The organism is uncultured Acetatifactor sp. (assembly GCF_948601915.1).
Taxonomy (GTDB): domain Bacteria; phylum Bacillota; class Clostridia; order Lachnospirales; family Lachnospiraceae; genus Acetatifactor.
On record NZ_CAPDXS010000124.1, the window covers coordinates 1 to 15,497 of the forward strand.

11 protein-coding genes are annotated in these 15,497 nt (G+C 55.4%); 8 read left to right on the top strand and 3 right to left on the bottom strand.

Annotated features, from left to right (window positions below):
* Positions 1 to 102: 102 nt before the first annotated feature.
* Positions 103 to 654 carry a Uma2 family endonuclease gene (locus tag Q2B33_RS18230; RefSeq protein ID WP_300565052.1) on the bottom strand — a complete coding sequence of 184 codons (552 nt, stop codon included), beginning with the start codon at positions 652 to 654 and terminating at the stop codon, positions 103 to 105.
* Positions 655 to 871: 217 nt separating this feature from the next.
* Here Q2B33_RS18230 and Q2B33_RS18235 point away from each other — a divergent pair, with 217 nt between their 5' ends.
* The 7 genes from Q2B33_RS18235 (at position 872) to Q2B33_RS18265 (ending at position 9,891) form a co-directional block, all read left to right on the top strand.
* Positions 872 to 1,630 (top strand): ABC transporter ATP-binding protein, encoded by a 759-nt coding sequence (locus Q2B33_RS18235; protein WP_300565050.1) that lies wholly within the window; start codon positions 872 to 874, stop codon positions 1,628 to 1,630.
* Between the two features lie 12 nt (positions 1,631 to 1,642).
* A complete protein-coding gene (locus Q2B33_RS18240; protein WP_300565048.1) occupies positions 1,643 to 3,988 on the top strand; it encodes an ABC transporter permease in 2,346 nt (781 codons plus the stop codon).
* An 87-nt stretch (positions 3,989 to 4,075) separates the two neighbouring features.
* Positions 4,076 to 4,447 carry a BlaI/MecI/CopY family transcriptional regulator gene (locus Q2B33_RS18245; protein WP_300565046.1) on the top strand — a complete coding sequence of 124 codons (372 nt, stop codon included), beginning with the start codon at positions 4,076 to 4,078 and terminating at the stop codon, positions 4,445 to 4,447.
* A complete protein-coding gene (locus tag Q2B33_RS18250; RefSeq protein ID WP_300565044.1) occupies positions 4,444 to 7,632 on the top strand; it encodes a M56 family metallopeptidase in 3,189 nt (1,062 codons plus the stop codon). Before Q2B33_RS18245 ends, Q2B33_RS18250 begins: the two co-directional genes overlap by 4 nt.
* A gap of 414 nt (positions 7,633 to 8,046) precedes the next feature.
* Positions 8,047 to 8,616, top strand: a complete 570-nt coding sequence (locus tag Q2B33_RS18255; RefSeq protein ID WP_300565042.1) for a hypothetical protein — start codon at positions 8,047 to 8,049, stop codon at positions 8,614 to 8,616.
* A gap of 25 nt (positions 8,617 to 8,641) precedes the next feature.
* Positions 8,642 to 9,145 carry a hypothetical protein gene (locus Q2B33_RS18260; RefSeq protein WP_300565040.1) on the top strand — a complete coding sequence of 168 codons (504 nt, stop codon included), beginning with the start codon at positions 8,642 to 8,644 and terminating at the stop codon, positions 9,143 to 9,145.
* A gap of 380 nt (positions 9,146 to 9,525) precedes the next feature.
* Entirely contained in the window at positions 9,526 to 9,891 is a 366-nt protein-coding gene (locus Q2B33_RS18265) for a RidA family protein (RefSeq protein ID WP_296475177.1), read from the top strand.
* A 107-nt stretch (positions 9,892 to 9,998) separates the two neighbouring features.
* Here the strand turns inward: Q2B33_RS18265 and Q2B33_RS18270 are convergent, their stop codons facing one another.
* Both Q2B33_RS18270 and feoB read right to left on the bottom strand, forming a co-directional pair.
* The gene (locus Q2B33_RS18270) at positions 9,999 to 11,378 is read right to left on the bottom strand and encodes an MATE family efflux transporter (protein ID WP_300565037.1); all 1,380 of its coding nucleotides are present in this window, start codon (positions 11,376 to 11,378) and stop codon (positions 9,999 to 10,001) included.
* A gap of 85 nt (positions 11,379 to 11,463) precedes the next feature.
* Entirely contained in the window at positions 11,464 to 13,824 is a 2,361-nt protein-coding gene (gene feoB, locus Q2B33_RS18275; RefSeq protein WP_300565034.1) for a ferrous iron transport protein B, read from the bottom strand.
* Between the two features lie 409 nt (positions 13,825 to 14,233).
* On the opposite strand from feoB, the gene Q2B33_RS18280 reads away from it, so the two are divergent.
* A partial coding sequence (locus Q2B33_RS18280) for a transposase (protein WP_300823012.1) occupies positions 14,234 to 15,497 on the top strand: 1,264 nt, incomplete at its 3' end.

The window sequence follows — 15,497 nt, forward strand, 5'->3', positions numbered from 1 at the left end:
GACTGGTTCAATCGCATGATTACATTAGGCAGTATTCAGCGTTATGCAGTATAACCGGTGTGCAGCATATTTGCTATACGGATATTCTGAATCGCCGCTGCTTCATTCCTCAAATTCTTTAAAATCGATCCACAAATCCTCATAGATGTTGACATTTATGCTGTCCTGGAAAGTATAGGATACGACTCTGAACCTTTCCTGTTCCAGAAAATATACATAAACAGATTTCTCCATAGGGTCTACAATCCAATACTCCCTTACCCCGGCATCCGCATAGAGATTCAATTTGCGGATATAGTCATAGCTGGCGGTGCCGGGGGAAATGATTTCTATGATCCAGTCGGGCGCTCCCGTACATCCCCGGTCAGTCAGCTTATTCGGATCGCAGATTACGCTTATGTCCGGTTCGACTATGGCTTTGTCGTTGTCTGCGAACAGTTTGACGGCAAAGGGGGCAGGGTAGACTTCGCAATTTCCCTTCTTAGAGCGGATGTAGAGGTTGATTTCAGTGTTCAAAAAATTAAGTATTTTTTGGTGGATTCTGCTGGGTGCAGCCATATAATAAAACTGTCCGTCAATCAACTCTGCCCGCACATCCTCCGACAGACTATAATAGTCCTCTTCCGTATAGGTCTTTAACTGTGCCGATGCCATAATCCCGATTCCTTTCTGGATGGTGTTATGTGGTTCCGTACATCATACTTATCATACCATTTTCACGGCGGAAAGGAAAGAAGAACCATGACAGATTTAAGACATATTTAAGGATTCAGTAAAGACATTTAAGGTTTAAAATAGGAAAATAGAATCCATAAAAGCCGCAAACATGAGAAACAGACAAATGCGGCGAAGAAACGGAGGGTATGGATTCATGAAGAAAATCCTGCTGGAGACAGAGGGCCTGAGCAAATCCTTTTCAAGCGGAGGAGCCCTGCAGCATGTACTGAAGAACATAGACTTAAAGCTCTACGAGGGAGACTTCACCGTCATCATGGGGGCCAGCGGTGCCGGGAAGTCCACGCTTTTGTACGCCCTGTCAGGGATGGATACGCCCAGCTTAGGCACCATCCGGTTCGGGGAGGAGGTCATATCCGACTACAGCTCTGACAGGCTTGCGGTGTTCAGGCGGGACTCCTGCGGCTTCGTGTTCCAGCAGATTTACTTGATAGACGGCATGAGCGTCATGGACAACGTGCTGGCGGCAGGGCTTCTGGTAAGCCGGGACAAAAAGGCATTGCTCCAGCGGGCAGAGGAACTGTTCCAGGCAGTGGACATCCCGCAGTCCGCCTGGAAGAAGTTCCCCACCCAGCTCTCGGGAGGCGAAGCCCAGCGGGTGGGCATCGTCCGGGCCCTGATCAATTCGCCCCGAATCCTTTTCGCGGATGAGCCCACCGGCGCGCTGAACTCCAAGACCGGCCTGGACGTATTGGATACCCTGAGCCGCTTCAATGAAAAGGGGCAGAGCGTGGTCATGGTGACCCACGACATGCGCTCTGCCAGGCGGGGCAACCGCATCCTGTACCTGAAGGACGGCAGCATCCTGGGGGAGTGCGATTTGGGCAGATACGTATCCGGCGACAGGGCGCGGCATGAGAAGCTGTCCTCTTTCCTGGAAGAGATGGGCTGGTAGGGGGTGAGGGATATGAGAAAAAGTTTACTGTTAGCGGCATCCAACCTGCGCAGGGCAAAGGGGCAGACCATTGCCATCATCGCGCTGATTTTGCTGGCATCCGCCATGATGAACCTGGGGCTGATGCTGTCGCTGGACTATAAGCGCAATTTCGACCGCTGCCATGACAGGCTCCATGACGGCCATGTGACCCTGGCCATAGACGGCAGAAGGGAGGAGCTCCTGGACTTCCTGACGCGGACGCTGGAAGAAGACGGAGACGTAACGGAGTTTTCCTGCGAGGACGCGCTGTCCATGGTAGGCAGCTTTGCCTACAACGGGGGCGAGGTCAACACAGAGTTCGTGATACTGGAAAGGGAGACGGCATTAAGCCGTCCGGTGGGCAGGATGGAGATTGTGGAGGAGGGAGCGGGGAAGAGTGGCGTCTATCTGCCCATGCTCTATGGAGCTGACGGGAAGATAGACCTCGGCGATACCATGGACATCAACATCGGCAGCCATGTGATGCAGTATCAGGTCTGCGGGTTCCTAAACAGCGCCATGGCAGGCTCCCACAACTGCAGCATGAGCGCCCTGTTGCTTACGGCGGACAAATATGAGGAGCTGGAGGAGTCCGGATACGCGCCGGCATCCACCCTTGTCTCGGTGCGGATTCGGGATAAGGAGCAGAGCGAGGGTTTCGAGGCCGCGCTGAAAAACAAGGTCTCTGCCGCTTATCCAACGAGTCGGCTGCTGAGCAATTCCTATGAAATGGTTTCCGCCTCCCGGTATATTTCCCAGATGATATGCTCCAGCGTGGTAAACGCCATGGCATTTTTCGTGGCATTGATTGCGATGGTGGTGATTTCCTCCAATGTCATCAACTATATCCAGGAGAACATGAAGAATCTGGGAGCCATGAAAGCCATCGGCTACAGGAGCGGTCAGATTGTGGCAGGGCTTCTGGTACAGTTCCTGGGAGTGGCGGTGGTCACTACGGCGGCTGGTATCGGCCTTTCCTACTGCCTGTTCCCGTCGGTGAATCAGATGATGATTGCCCAGACAGGGATTCCCTACAGGATGCGGTTCCAGCCCCTGTCCTGCGTGATGACAGTCGCTGTCTGCGGGGGAGCCGTGGCCCTGTCCGTGTGGCTTTCCTCCCGTAGGATACGAAAGATTGAGCCCATCGTGGCCCTGCGGCAGGGCGTCCTGACACATAGTTTTAAACGTAATCACGTTGAGCTGGAGGGGACGCGGGCTCCGCTGCAGCTGGCCCTTGCGCTGAAGACCTGCCTTTCCGGGATGAAGCAGAACGTCACGGTGGGCATCACCATGCTGGTGCTTTCGCTGGTGGTGGTGTTCTCGGTGCTGATGGTGGAGAATGTCATTGTGGACATGACGCCCTTTATCAACCTGATTGTAGGGGAGACGGCGGATGCCTGCGTAAATGTGCCCCCCGGGGCGGAGGCGGCGCTTTTGCAGGCGGCGGAGGAAGAGGTCTGCGTAGAAAAGATTTATCTGTACAGTTCCACGGAGGTGTGCCATGTGGGCGGCAGTGCCCTGATGGCTACCATGGCGGAGGACTTCTCCCAGGTGAACAACCAGGATGTATGCTATCAGGGGCGGTTTCCTCTGTATGACAACGAGGTGGCCATCGGAGCCAAGTATGCCAAAGAGCAGGGACTGAAGATTGGGGACGAGATTGCCCTGACGGCGGAGGGGAAAGAGGTGGATTACCTGATCTGCGGGCATACCCAGATTTCCAATAACCTGGGCAAGGACTGCCTGTTGACCCGGGAGGGCTTTGAGCGCATGGGGGCGTTCAACAACATGAGCTACTATGTCAACCTGGTACCCGGGGCGGACAACAAGGCTTTCCGCGAGAAGATGGAGGAGCGGCTGGGCAGCGATTTGAACATGACCATCGATATATCGTCCGTGATAGAGGGCTCGGCCGGGGTCTATGTGTCCCTGATGACCGTCATCGTGGTGGGAATCCTGGTGCTCGGCGTGGCTGTCATCGCATTCGTGCTCTATCTGCTGGTGAGGCTTTCTCTTGGCAGAAGGAAACGTGAATATGGCATCCTGAAGGCCCTTGGCTTTACCACAGGGCAGCTCGTCCTCCAGACTGCGGCCAGCTTCCTGCCGGCGGTGCTGCTTTCCACCGTGATAGGGATTGCGGTGAGCGCTGCAATCATCAACCCGGTGGTGGCGCTGTTCCTGGGCGGGATCGGCATCGTGAAGTGCACGTTTACCGTTCCGCTGGGATGGACTATCCTTTCGGGGGCGGGGCTGGTGCTCACAGCCTTTGGGCTGGCGTGTCTGTTGTCTCTGCGGATTCGGAAGATTGCGCCCGTGGCTCTGCTGGCGGGGGAATGAAATTAGAAATAAATAATGCTTGCAAACCTCCCTCTAATGTGTTAGAGTAGAAATATACTCTAATGGGTTAGAGGGAGGTGTTCTATTATGGAGATACCGAAGGTTTTTGAGAGCGAATATCGTTTCTGTCTGATTCTATGGGAGCATGAGCCGGTGCGCAGCAGCGACCTGGTGCGGCTGTGCAGGGAGCAGCTGGGGTGGAAGCCTACCACCACCTATACGGTGATCAAGAGGCTGTCGGAGCGGGGCGTGCTGAAGAATGAGGACAGCGTGGTCACGGCGCTGGTCAGCAAGGAGCAGGTGCAGGAAGCGGAGATCGACGAGCTGGTGGAGAAGAAGTTCGGCGGCTCCCTGCCAGCGTTCGTGGCGGCTTTCACAAGGCATGGGAAAATGACAGAGAAGGAGATTGACCAGGTACAGCGGATGATAGACCGCTTCCGAAAGGGGGATGGGCAATGAGGGATGTTTTTTGGGAAGTATTGAGCAGGAGCATAACAGCGGGATGGCTGGTGCTGGCAGTGGCGGCCTTGCGGCTGATTCTGAAGAGAGCGCCCAGGAGAGTGAGCGTGCTGCTCTGGGGCATGGTAGCCCTGCGGCTGCTGTGCCCGGTCTCCATCGAGAGCAGGTTCAGCCTGGTTCCCCAGGTTCAGGCCTTGACCCAGCGGCTGCTGGCGGAAGCGGGATTGGATCAATATGCCGGGACGGCCCTTTCGCCGGGAAATGTGTCTGGAAATCTGTCAGGAGACATGCCTGGAACCGTGCCTGGCATTGTGCCGGGAGACGCGGCTGGCACTGCGCCTGGAAAGGCGGCAGGGGAGGCCGGAGCGCCTGAGCCCGGAGCGGAGGACGAGCCGTTTGGAATCGGGATGCTGTCCACAGACAGCAGGTTGCCCAGTGGCGGGCCTCTCCTGTTTGGAAAATGGAATATCATAGATGTTTTACCGATTGTATGGATGATTGGCGCAGTGTCCATGGGTCTGTATGCGCTGCTCGCCTATCTGCGGCTGCGGAAGCTGGTGAGCACGGCGGTGGTCATGCGGGACAATATCTTCCAGAGCGAAGCAGTGGACTCCCCCTTCGTGCTGGGGGTGGTTCGGCCCAGAATCTACATTCCTTTCCGGATAGAGGGGAGGAATCTGGTGCATGTGGTGATGCATGAGCAGGTGCATATCCTCAGAAGGGACTACTGGTGGAAGCCCCTGGGCTTCGTAGTGCTGTCCGTGTACTGGTTCCACCCGCTGATGTGGCTGGCCTATATATTGCTGTGCCGGGACATCGAGCTGGCCTGTGACGAGCAGGCGATCAAGGAGCTGGACGACGGGCAGCGGGCGGACTATTCCCAGGCGCTGCTGGACTGCAGCGTCAGCCGCCGGGGCCTCGCGGTCTGTCCGCTGGCATTCGGGGAGACGGGGGTGAAGACGAGGGTGAAGTCGGTGCTCGGCTATCGGAAGCCGGGGTTCTGGATCCTGGCGCTGGCGGTTGCGGCCTGCATTGTGGTTGCGGTGTGCTTCCTCACCGACCCAGCCCGGGATTCGGGCAGCCGGGCCGCCCTTGCCTGGGCCAGGGGGTTTTCTGCGACGGAGGTGGAAGCGGCGGATCTGGTCGTCCTTCCCAGGTCTCCCGGCAAAGAGTTCAAGCACCTGTCGCAAAGGGAGATTGTGGCCATGACGGGCCTGTTCAGCCGGTGCGACGGCGAGTACCTGGAAGAGGAGGTGTACGTGGAGGGCGGCAGCATTTTCTTCTATTTCGCCATGAAGGACGGCACTGTGCACCAGATAGGCAATCTGGGGAATACCTATCTGGTCATCGATGGGAAGTATTATAAGGCGGATTACGAATGGCTGGCTTCCTGGGAGGATGCTTTCCCGGAGGGGGACCAGGCGCTGCCGGAGGGATATCTCGAACAGCCCCAGCCGGGGCAGCCCCAGCGGGGGCAGCCAGAGGCAGGGCAGGCCGCGGAGAACCGACAGTGGGATGCCTCCTGGGCCGCTTTTGGCGCAGGGATGCCTGAGGATACCCCGCCTCTGGAGTTCAGCCTGGCCGCGGGCTTCACATCCTGGGGGAATGACCTGACTTTGCATCCGGACGGTTCTTTTGAGGGAATTTATTATATGGACAAGGATTTCGCGGAGAGCTTAGCTTCCTATGCCATGCCTCTGGCGCAGCCGGATTATGAGGCAGGGGTGGTCGAGGAATATCCCAGGGGGACACGCTATTACTGCAAATTCAATGGAAAATTTGACGAAATAACGAAGGTAAACGAATATTCCTATTCCATGCGTCTGGCAGAGCTCCATTATGAGACGGAGGTGGGCAGGGAATGGATCGAGGATGGGACTCGCTATATCGGTGCGGAACCAGTGGGCCTGAAAGGAGAGACGTTCATGTTCTACCTGCCGGATACACCTATAGCAGAGTTGGATGAAACTTACGGATCCAAACCGCCGAATTTCTGGTCGTGGACCATGGGGCTGGTTGAGGAAATGTCCTGCTATGGAATCTACAATCTGGAGACAGGGCATGCATTCTTCACTTCCGAGACGGAACAGTCCCAGTTGGGACAGGAAGGGCCTGTGCAGCCGGAGCCGGGCCAGGTGGACACTGTGGTCTATAAGGACGCCGATTTGGATCGGGACGGGGAGGCGGAAATCATCCGCGTCCGGGAGCTTACGGAGGGAGAGTCCTATATCCTGGAAGTGCTGAAACAGGACGGCACGGTACTGTGGAGCGAGGAGGCCGGGACGCCCCATACGGGATGGAACACCATTTTGCTGTGCCAGAGCGGCGGGGAAGATTACCTTATCCGCTATCACCCCAATCTTTCTCAGGGGATGGGCAGCTACACCTGCGAGCAATTTACCCTGGAGGGTGGTCAGGAGGCCCGGGAAAATTTCTGGGAGGCGGACTTCGAACTGGCTTCCGCCCTGCAGACCACCGGAAAGATGCGGGCCTTTGCGGAGGCCGCCAATGAATTTCTCAAAAACGGCACAGTGCTTTTGAGCACCTGGGAGGGGGAGCTGGTGATAGGCCCCAGGCCGGCATCAGAACTACAGACATTGTATCCCGTCAGGTTCGGCCAGGAGGATGGGGAGGGCTATCCGGCAGAGGATGTCTGGGCTGCTTTCGACACAGGGCTGCCTGAGGACACGCCGCCATTAAAATTCATCATGGCCACCGGCGCCAGCTCCATGTATACTAACTTGACCTTGCATCCGGACGGCTCTTTCGAGGGTGCCTATTGGAACAGCGAGAACATCGCGGCGGAAGAATATCCCCGGGGGACGGTGTATTACTGTGAATTCAGCGGAAGGTTTGACGAAATAACGAAGATGGATGAATATTCCTATTCCATGCGGCTGGCAGAGCTGAACTGCGGGACGGAACGGGACAAAGTGTGGATTCAGGATGAAATCCGCTATATCGGTTCGGAACCCTTTGGCGTGGAGCAGGGGGAGGCTTTCCGCTTCTATCTGCCTGGCGTGCCCCTGGCGGAGCTGGACGAGGACTTTGCAAAATGGTCGCCGGATTACTACCTGTGGCGGGAAGACTCTATTGGACGGGACGAATCTATTGACAGGATGGATGCCTACGGAATCTACAATGTGGAGGGCGGGTACGGATTCTTCACTTCCTGGCTGGATTAAGGTTGCGCCGCGCGGACGTCACCAGGCTCCTGGCCAACCGGGTGAACCATCCCACGGAAAACATGCACTGGCTCTTCGCGGCATCTCTCTTCGAGACGATGCTGTTCGGGGAGATATGATCAGTATAAAAGAATCGTTGCGGGTCTTGTATTCGGCTCGCCAAGGGCAGACACCAGGTGCCTTTGGCGGGCTTTTTACAGAAATCCTATTATCGGAAATGCATCTGCCGCCAAAAATTATATTTGACAAGTCCTCTCATCTGTATTATGATAATAGTGTCAATATTTTTCTGTGAAGAGTGCCAATCGCACGTTCAGGCAGTTTCTGCCGGATTTATTCACATGTAGTGGCAGGGACGGCCTATGGGTCATGTATGTCCTCTGCCGAATCATTTTTATAAAGAGAGGATACCATATGAACCGAAGAATGGAATTCGTTCCACGAAGAAAACGGCTATTCCGGCTGCCGCTGCGGCGGTTCGTCGCCAACCGTAACGTAAAGGACAGGCTCTTCTGCTACATCTTCGAGCGGGACAGGGAGGCTTTGCTGCAGCTGTACAACGCGCTGAACCGCACGGACTACCGCGATGCCCAGGCGCTGCAGATTGTCACCCTGGACAATGTGGTCTACATGTCCATGAAGAACGATATGGCTTTTCTTCTGGCCGGAGCCCTGAACCTGTACGAGCACCAGAGTACGTTCTGCCCTAATCTCCCGCTGCGCTTCCTGCTCTATATCGCCGCGGAATATGAGAGCTTGGTGGCAAGGACGAAAGCCAGCGTCTATGGGCAGACGTTGATTCCGCTTCCCGCGCCCCAGTGCGTGGTGTTCTATAACGGGGACGATGCGATGCCCGATGAGCAGTACCTACAGTTGACGGATGCTTTTCCGGAGGTGCCGGGAGCCGGATCCTCGCCCTGCCTGGAGCTGACAGTCCGGATGCTGAACATTATACTGCATAACGCTGAATGCTGCCTAATGTAATCATGCGAATGAACCAGTCAGCGTTATGCAGTCTGGTTTCACGGCAAGTGAAATCGTTAAGCAGTATAATTATGGACATAACAGTCAGCTGACTGCGGGCTGTAGGCGTCTGGATGAATATTCTCGTTTTGTGGCTTGCATCAAGGCATACCGCCAGGATGGCGGTTCTGTGAATCAGGCTATTGAAGATGCTGTAACATACTGTATTGACCATGACATCATGGAGGATATTTTAGTGCCCTTTCGGGCGGAGGTGACGAAAATGCTATTGACTGAGTACAATGAGAAGAAACACATGAGGATGTTCCGGAAAGAGGCCCGCGAGGAAGGATTGAAGGAAGGCCGGGAAGAAGGCCTGAAAGAAGGCCGGAATCACCTGATTAAGACCATGCTTCAAAACGGAGCGTCTCCTGAGCATCTCTCGGAAATAACAGGTCTGCCGCTTTCGGAGATCAACGTTATATCACAGAATGAAGAGAACCGGTTCGATTTGCTCCAAGAGGCAAGGGGCAAAAGGAAGAGGCGTTAGATAACAGAGCATCCTCCCGGGAAAAGAGGGCATTGGATTCATGCTGATGAATCTGGGGCGGGAGTCATATTCCTTTTTGCCTCCAGGCGCGTTGTCCGCCTGGGAATGAGGAGATATTGCAGCGCCAGCAGCTGAGAGATTTACGATTATTCGAAATATTTGCTTATTGGGACAAACTATGACATAATGGTGTCATAGTTTGTTTGCTATACTGGGGGATAGAAAGGAGAACAGATGAAGATTGTATGAGACTTTTTGGTGTGGGGTGATTCTTTCCTTTGGAAACAAGGCCAGGATCATCGAGCCGTAGGAGATAAAGGGGCGCATTCTAAAGACCTGCAAAGAAATACAGACGGAATATGAGTCAGGAGGACGGTAAAATGGGAGAAATCAGAAGATATGATGTGAATGAGGAGTGGGCACATTCGGGAATCGTTCAGGCGGGGGACTATTGCTTCATCAATTACTGCGTCCGCAATATAGGCGGCACGGTCGAGGAGCAGATCGAGGGCGCCTTTGATGAAATGGAAGAGCGGCTGGCCTTGGTGGGACTGAACCTGGAAAATGTGGTGCAGATGAATTGTCTGTTCAAGAATATCTGGGATATCCCGGTCATGGAAAGGGTGGTCAAGAGAAGATTCCATGGCAAATATCCCGCGCGCAAGTCCATTCAGACTGAATTCGCCGACCCGGGGAAGCTATTCTTCCAGGTGGACGCAGTAGCCTATTCAGCTTCTCCAGGGTGAAAGCTGTTTAGGGGAGGGGCATAACGGATATGAGAAGCATCAGGTAGTGTATCTCCAATTATTCGCATGTGGAATTTTCTGCTCCTCCAAACCGCGCCTGCGTCCAGTCACCCCGCAGAGGATTCCTCCTCCCCGCCAGGACGGGTCAGCTGCCGGATCCAGCGGAAGCTGTTGCCGTACACGGCAGCCGGGATGCACTTCAGGTACTGATCCGCGTTCAGCACCAGCAGCACCACCACCAGAGAAGCGTTCCAGAGGAAAGCGCTGGCAAAGGACAGTGGGATGACGATGCCCCAAATGACAATCAAATCCATGACCATCACGTACCGCGTGTCCCCGCCGCCGCAGATGACGCCGGTATTCATGCACATCTGGTAGGACATTACCACCAGCACAGTGGACTCGATCAGGATAAAGGCGTTGGCCAGCTCCCTGGTCTGGGGCTCCAGCGAATAAAGCCCCAGGAGGGGGATGCGGATAAAGAACAGCGCCGCACCTAACAGGATGCCGATACCGAGGAACAGCGCCTGGAACGTCCTGGTGTATTCCCGGATTTTGGCCAGGTTCCCTGTGCCCACAGTCTTCCCCGTCAGCACGGCGGCAGCGGAGGAGGCTCCCACGGACGTCACCTTCAAGAACAGGAAGATGGTGGAGGAGATGGAGTGGGCCGCGATGGCGCTGGAGGACATATGCCCCAGGATGACGGTCTGCAGGGCCGTGTTGCAGCCCCAGAGGAACCCGGTGGCCACCACCGGGAGGCTGACGCGCACGTAGTCTTTCGCCAGCACCGAGTCGATGCGAATCAAATCCCGAACGCGCACCCGCAGCCGCCTATCCTTGCACAGCACATAGAAAGCCACAATCAGGCATTCCACGATGCGGGCGGTGAGCGTGCCGATGGCAGCGCCCCGGACGCCCATCTCCGGAAAGCCGAAACGCCCATTTATCAGGGTGTAGTTGATGGAGCAGTTCAAAAACAGCGCCACGATGGACACGTATAGAGCGATGTTCACTTTTTCAACCACCCGCATGCCTCCCAGCAGAATCGTGGTCACGGCGAAGAACAGATAGCTGAACCGGACGATTGCCAGGTAATCCATGCCCTGCCTGACGATAGCCTCGTCATTGGTGAAGATGCCCACCGCTCCATGGGGGAAGAGGCTGACCAGGGCGAAGAGGAGCGCGGCGATGGCCAAAGCGGCCCAGAAGGCGACTGCCATCAGCCTGCGGACAGGCTCCGCCTTCTTCTGGCCCCAGTACTGGCTGGCCAGCACCACCATGCCATTGCTGATGCCAAAGACCAATTGCTGGAGGATGAACTGGATTTGGTTCACCGCCGCCACCCCGGAGAGGGCCGTCTCCGAGTAGCCTCCCAGCATCACATTGTCCGCCAGGTTCACGCTGAGCACCACGGCCTGCTGGAGCATAAGGGCGCTCATCAATCTGAGAAAGGATCTGTAAAAGTCTTTGTCTCTGGTCAGTAGCATGGCTGAGACTCCTGTTTCTATGTTTAAATTTTTCAATCATCAGGCTCTGATTTCCCGCAGAGCCGTCAGAGCTGTTTCCCGGTAATCATCCCAGCCCGAAAGCCAGTCCGATCAGCCTTACGATAAATGCCGCGACCCACGCAATGGCGCACTGTCCTGCGACCACCCCCACAGCCCATCTCCAGCCCATTTCCCGCTTGATGGCGGCGATGGCGGCCACGCAGGGGGTGTAGAGGAGACAGAACACCAACAGGCTTGCGGCGGCCAGGGGCGTGAGGATGGCGAACAGCCTCTCGGCCGTCCCGAACAGCACGTTCAAGGTAGAGACCACGCTCTCCTTGGCCATAAACCCCGTGATCAAAGCCGTGGACATCCGCCAGTCCCCGAAGCCCAGGGGCTTCAAGGCAGGCGCGATGACACCCGCTGCCGCGGCCAGCATGCTGTCCTGGGAGTCCGCCACGATGTTCAGGTGGAAGTCAAAGGTCTGCAGGAACCAGATGACGATGGTGGCCACGAAGATGACGGTGAAGGCCCTCTGGAGGAAATCCTTTGCCTTGTCCCAGAGCAGCCGCCCTACGTTCTTCGCCCCGGGGAGCCGGTAATTGGGCAGCTCCATGACGAAGGGCACGGCCTCCCCCTTGAAAGCCGTCCCTTTCATCAGAAAAGCCATCAGGATCCCCATCACGATGCCCAGCACGTACAGCCCGATCATCACCAGGGCCCCCCGCCCCGGAAAGAAGGCCGCCGCAAAGAAGCCGTAGATGGGGAGCTTGGCCGAGCAGCTCATGAAAGGCGTCAGCAGGATGGTCATCTTCCGGTCCCGCTCCGAGGGCAGCGTCCTGGTGGCCATCACTCCCGGCACCGTGCAGCCGAAACCGATCAGCATGGGCACGATGCTGCGGCCTGACAGGCCGATTTTGCGCAGAAGCTTGTCCATCACAAAGGCCACCCTGGCGATGTAGCCGCTGTCCTCCAGCAGGGACAGGAAGAGGAACAGGATCACGATAATGGGCAGAAAGCTCAACACGCTGCCCACGCCACCCACAATGCCGTCTATAATCAGCGACTGGAGCACCTCGTTCACATTGGCCGCTTTCAGGGCGGAATCCGTGATTCCCGCCAGGGCATCCACCCCCATGGCCATCAGCTCCTGGAGCCAGGCTCCTATCACGTTGAAGGTCAGCCAGAACACGATGCCCATGATGCCGATGAAAGCAGGGATGGCAGTGTACTTTCCCGTCAATATCTTATCGATTTTTGCGCTTCTGACATGTTCCCTGCTCTCCCGGGGCTTTACCACGGTGGCGCTGCAGACCTCCCGGATGAAGGAGAAGCGCATGTCGGCAATAGCGGCGGCCCTGTCCATACCGCTTTCCGTCTCCATCTGGCAGATGATATGCTCCAGCATCTCCTTTTCGTTCTGATCCAGCCCCAGGGCCTCCAGGATGCGGGGGTCTCCCTCGGTAAGCTTGCCGGCGGCGAAGCGCACGGGGATGTCGGCCCGCCTGGCGTGATCCTCGATCAGGTGCATAATGGCGTGGAGGCATCTGTGCACGGCCCCGCCGTTCTGGTCTTCCTTGCAGAAATCAATCCTGCCGGGGCGCTCCTGGTACTTCGCCACATGGAGGGCATGGTTCACCAGCTCGTCTATGCCCTCGTTCTTCGCCGCGGAGATGGGCACCACGGGGATGCCCAGCATGTCCTCCATCTCGTTGATCTGGATGGAGCCGCCGTTGCCCCTGACCTCGTCCATCATGTTCAGGGCCAGCACCATGGGAATGTCCAGCTCCATCAGCTGCATGGTCAGATACAGGTTCCTTTCTATATTAGAGGCGTCCACGATATTGATGATGCCCTTGGGATGTTCCCGCATGATGAACTGCCTGGTGACGATCTCCTCGCTGGAGTAGGGCGACATGGAATAGATGCCCGGCAGGTCTGTGATCAGGGTGTTGCTGTGGCCTTTGATGGAGCCGTCTTTCCGGTCCACCGTGACGCCGGGGAAATTGCCCACATGCTGGTTGGAGCCCGTGAGCTGGTTGAAGAGGGTGGTCTTGCCGCAGTTCTGGTTCCCGGCCAGGGCAAAGGTCAGCTGCTCATCGTCCGGCAGGGGATTCTCCGTGGCTTTCACATGGTACTTGCCGCCCTCGCCCAGGCCCGGGTGCTCGATCCGCTTCCGCTCCGCCTGGGAATCCGGCGCAGGCGCTTTTGGAGCATCGTCCCGGACATTTTCAATCGTGATCTTCTCGGCATCGGCCACCCGCAGGGTCAGCTCATAGCCGTGGACCATGAATTCCATGGGATCCCCCAGAGGGGCGTATTTTATCAACAATATATCCGTGCCCGGAATGACGCCCATGTCCAGGAAGTGCTGCCGCAGCGCGCCCTCGCCGCCCACAGCCTGGATGGTGGCCCATTTTCCGATTGGCAATTCTCTTAAGGTCATGATGTCCTTTCCTCGCTTCCGTAGATGTATGCCCAGGTCATGAATGCCGCGAGGGTCAAATACCAAAGTGTCCGAAGGACACTTTCTGCTCTGCAGCGTTGCAAGCTTGATTGCCGTGGAGAAAAGAAAAACCCAGATACAGCCGCCTCGCCATACCTGAGCTTTCGCTTCCATTGCCTGGAGATGTCAGACCAACAATGCGGTCAATCTATGTCGAACTAAATATACTGCATTTCGGCAGGCTTTGTCAAGGGGTTTGACCGGAAAAAGGTACGCCGGATTTTTAACACTTGTAAATAGAATAATATGGCAGAAACCGCATAACTGCGGCTTTTTTTATGTCAAGTTTATAAAATTTTAATGTTGTATGGTGTTGTGTTTCACGTGAAACAATGATATAATAGAGGGTATGAAACTTTGGTATGACAGAAAATCAAAAGACCCGACCTATTTCGTCCAGCTGGGAATCAGGAACGGCAAAAAGACAACTACAAAAAACATCGCAAGGATCGGCAGGCATTCAGAGCTTCTGGGGATAACCGACGACCCTCTCTCCTATGCAAGGGAGCAGGTCGCTAAATATAATGAGGAGGCTAAAAATAATAACCAGGTTTCTCTGGAACTCAAAATCAACTTTGCCGAAAAACTTAAGGCCGACAACGCCACAGCCTCTTCCAGCAGACAGCTTAACATCGGCTACTTTTTTCTCCAGCAGCTTTACCATGACCTGGAGATCGGCTCCTTTTTTGACACTGCAACGGCCGGCTCAAAGATTGCTTTTGACCCAAACCTGGTAAACAGATTCCTTACCTGTGCCCGTATCCTCCATCCGGATTCCAAACTCGGTACATACCGGCACCTGGCAGGCTTTTACGAACAACCCCGGTTTGATTACATGCATATCATGCGGACCATGGATATCATGGAGGAACATTATGACGAATACATCACCCACCTGTTTGAAAAAAGCAGAGACATCATAAAAAGGGACACTTCCGTCTGCTTTTATGACTGCAGCAACTATTATTTTGAAACAGAAACGGAAGATGACGATTATGTGGATGAGGTGACCGGGGAAACGGTCAGGGGCCTGCGCAAATATGGGCCGTCCAAAGAGCACCGCCCCAACCCCATCGTGGAGATGGGGCTGTTCATGGACAGGGAAGGCATCCCCCTTTCCATGTGCATCACTTCCGGTTCCGACAACGAACAGACTACCGCCATCCCGCTTGAGAAGAAGCTCACGCAGATGTTCAGGGGGAAAAAATTCATATACTGTGCGGATGCAGGGCTCGGATCCCTGAACATAAGGAATTTCAATTCCATGGGCGGACGTGCCTTTATTGTTACCCAGTCCGTGAAAAAACTTTCCGGCACCTTAAAGGAAGCGGTATTTAATGATTACGGCTACAGGCTCCTTTCCTCTGATCTGCCCGTGACCATTCAGGACATGAAGGCTTTTGACAGGTTTGATAAAGGGAATGAGGGATTATATAACGACAGGGCTTACAAGATCCTGCCGGCTGACAAAGCTTTCGACCTGGGGCTTTATGAGGAGAAAATACTGAAAAACGGCAAGGTAAAGATGGTAAAGTCAAAAGCCACCGTGAAACAGAAGATCATAATTACCTTTTCCAGAAAAATGATGGAATACCAGCGCCGTATCCGTAACC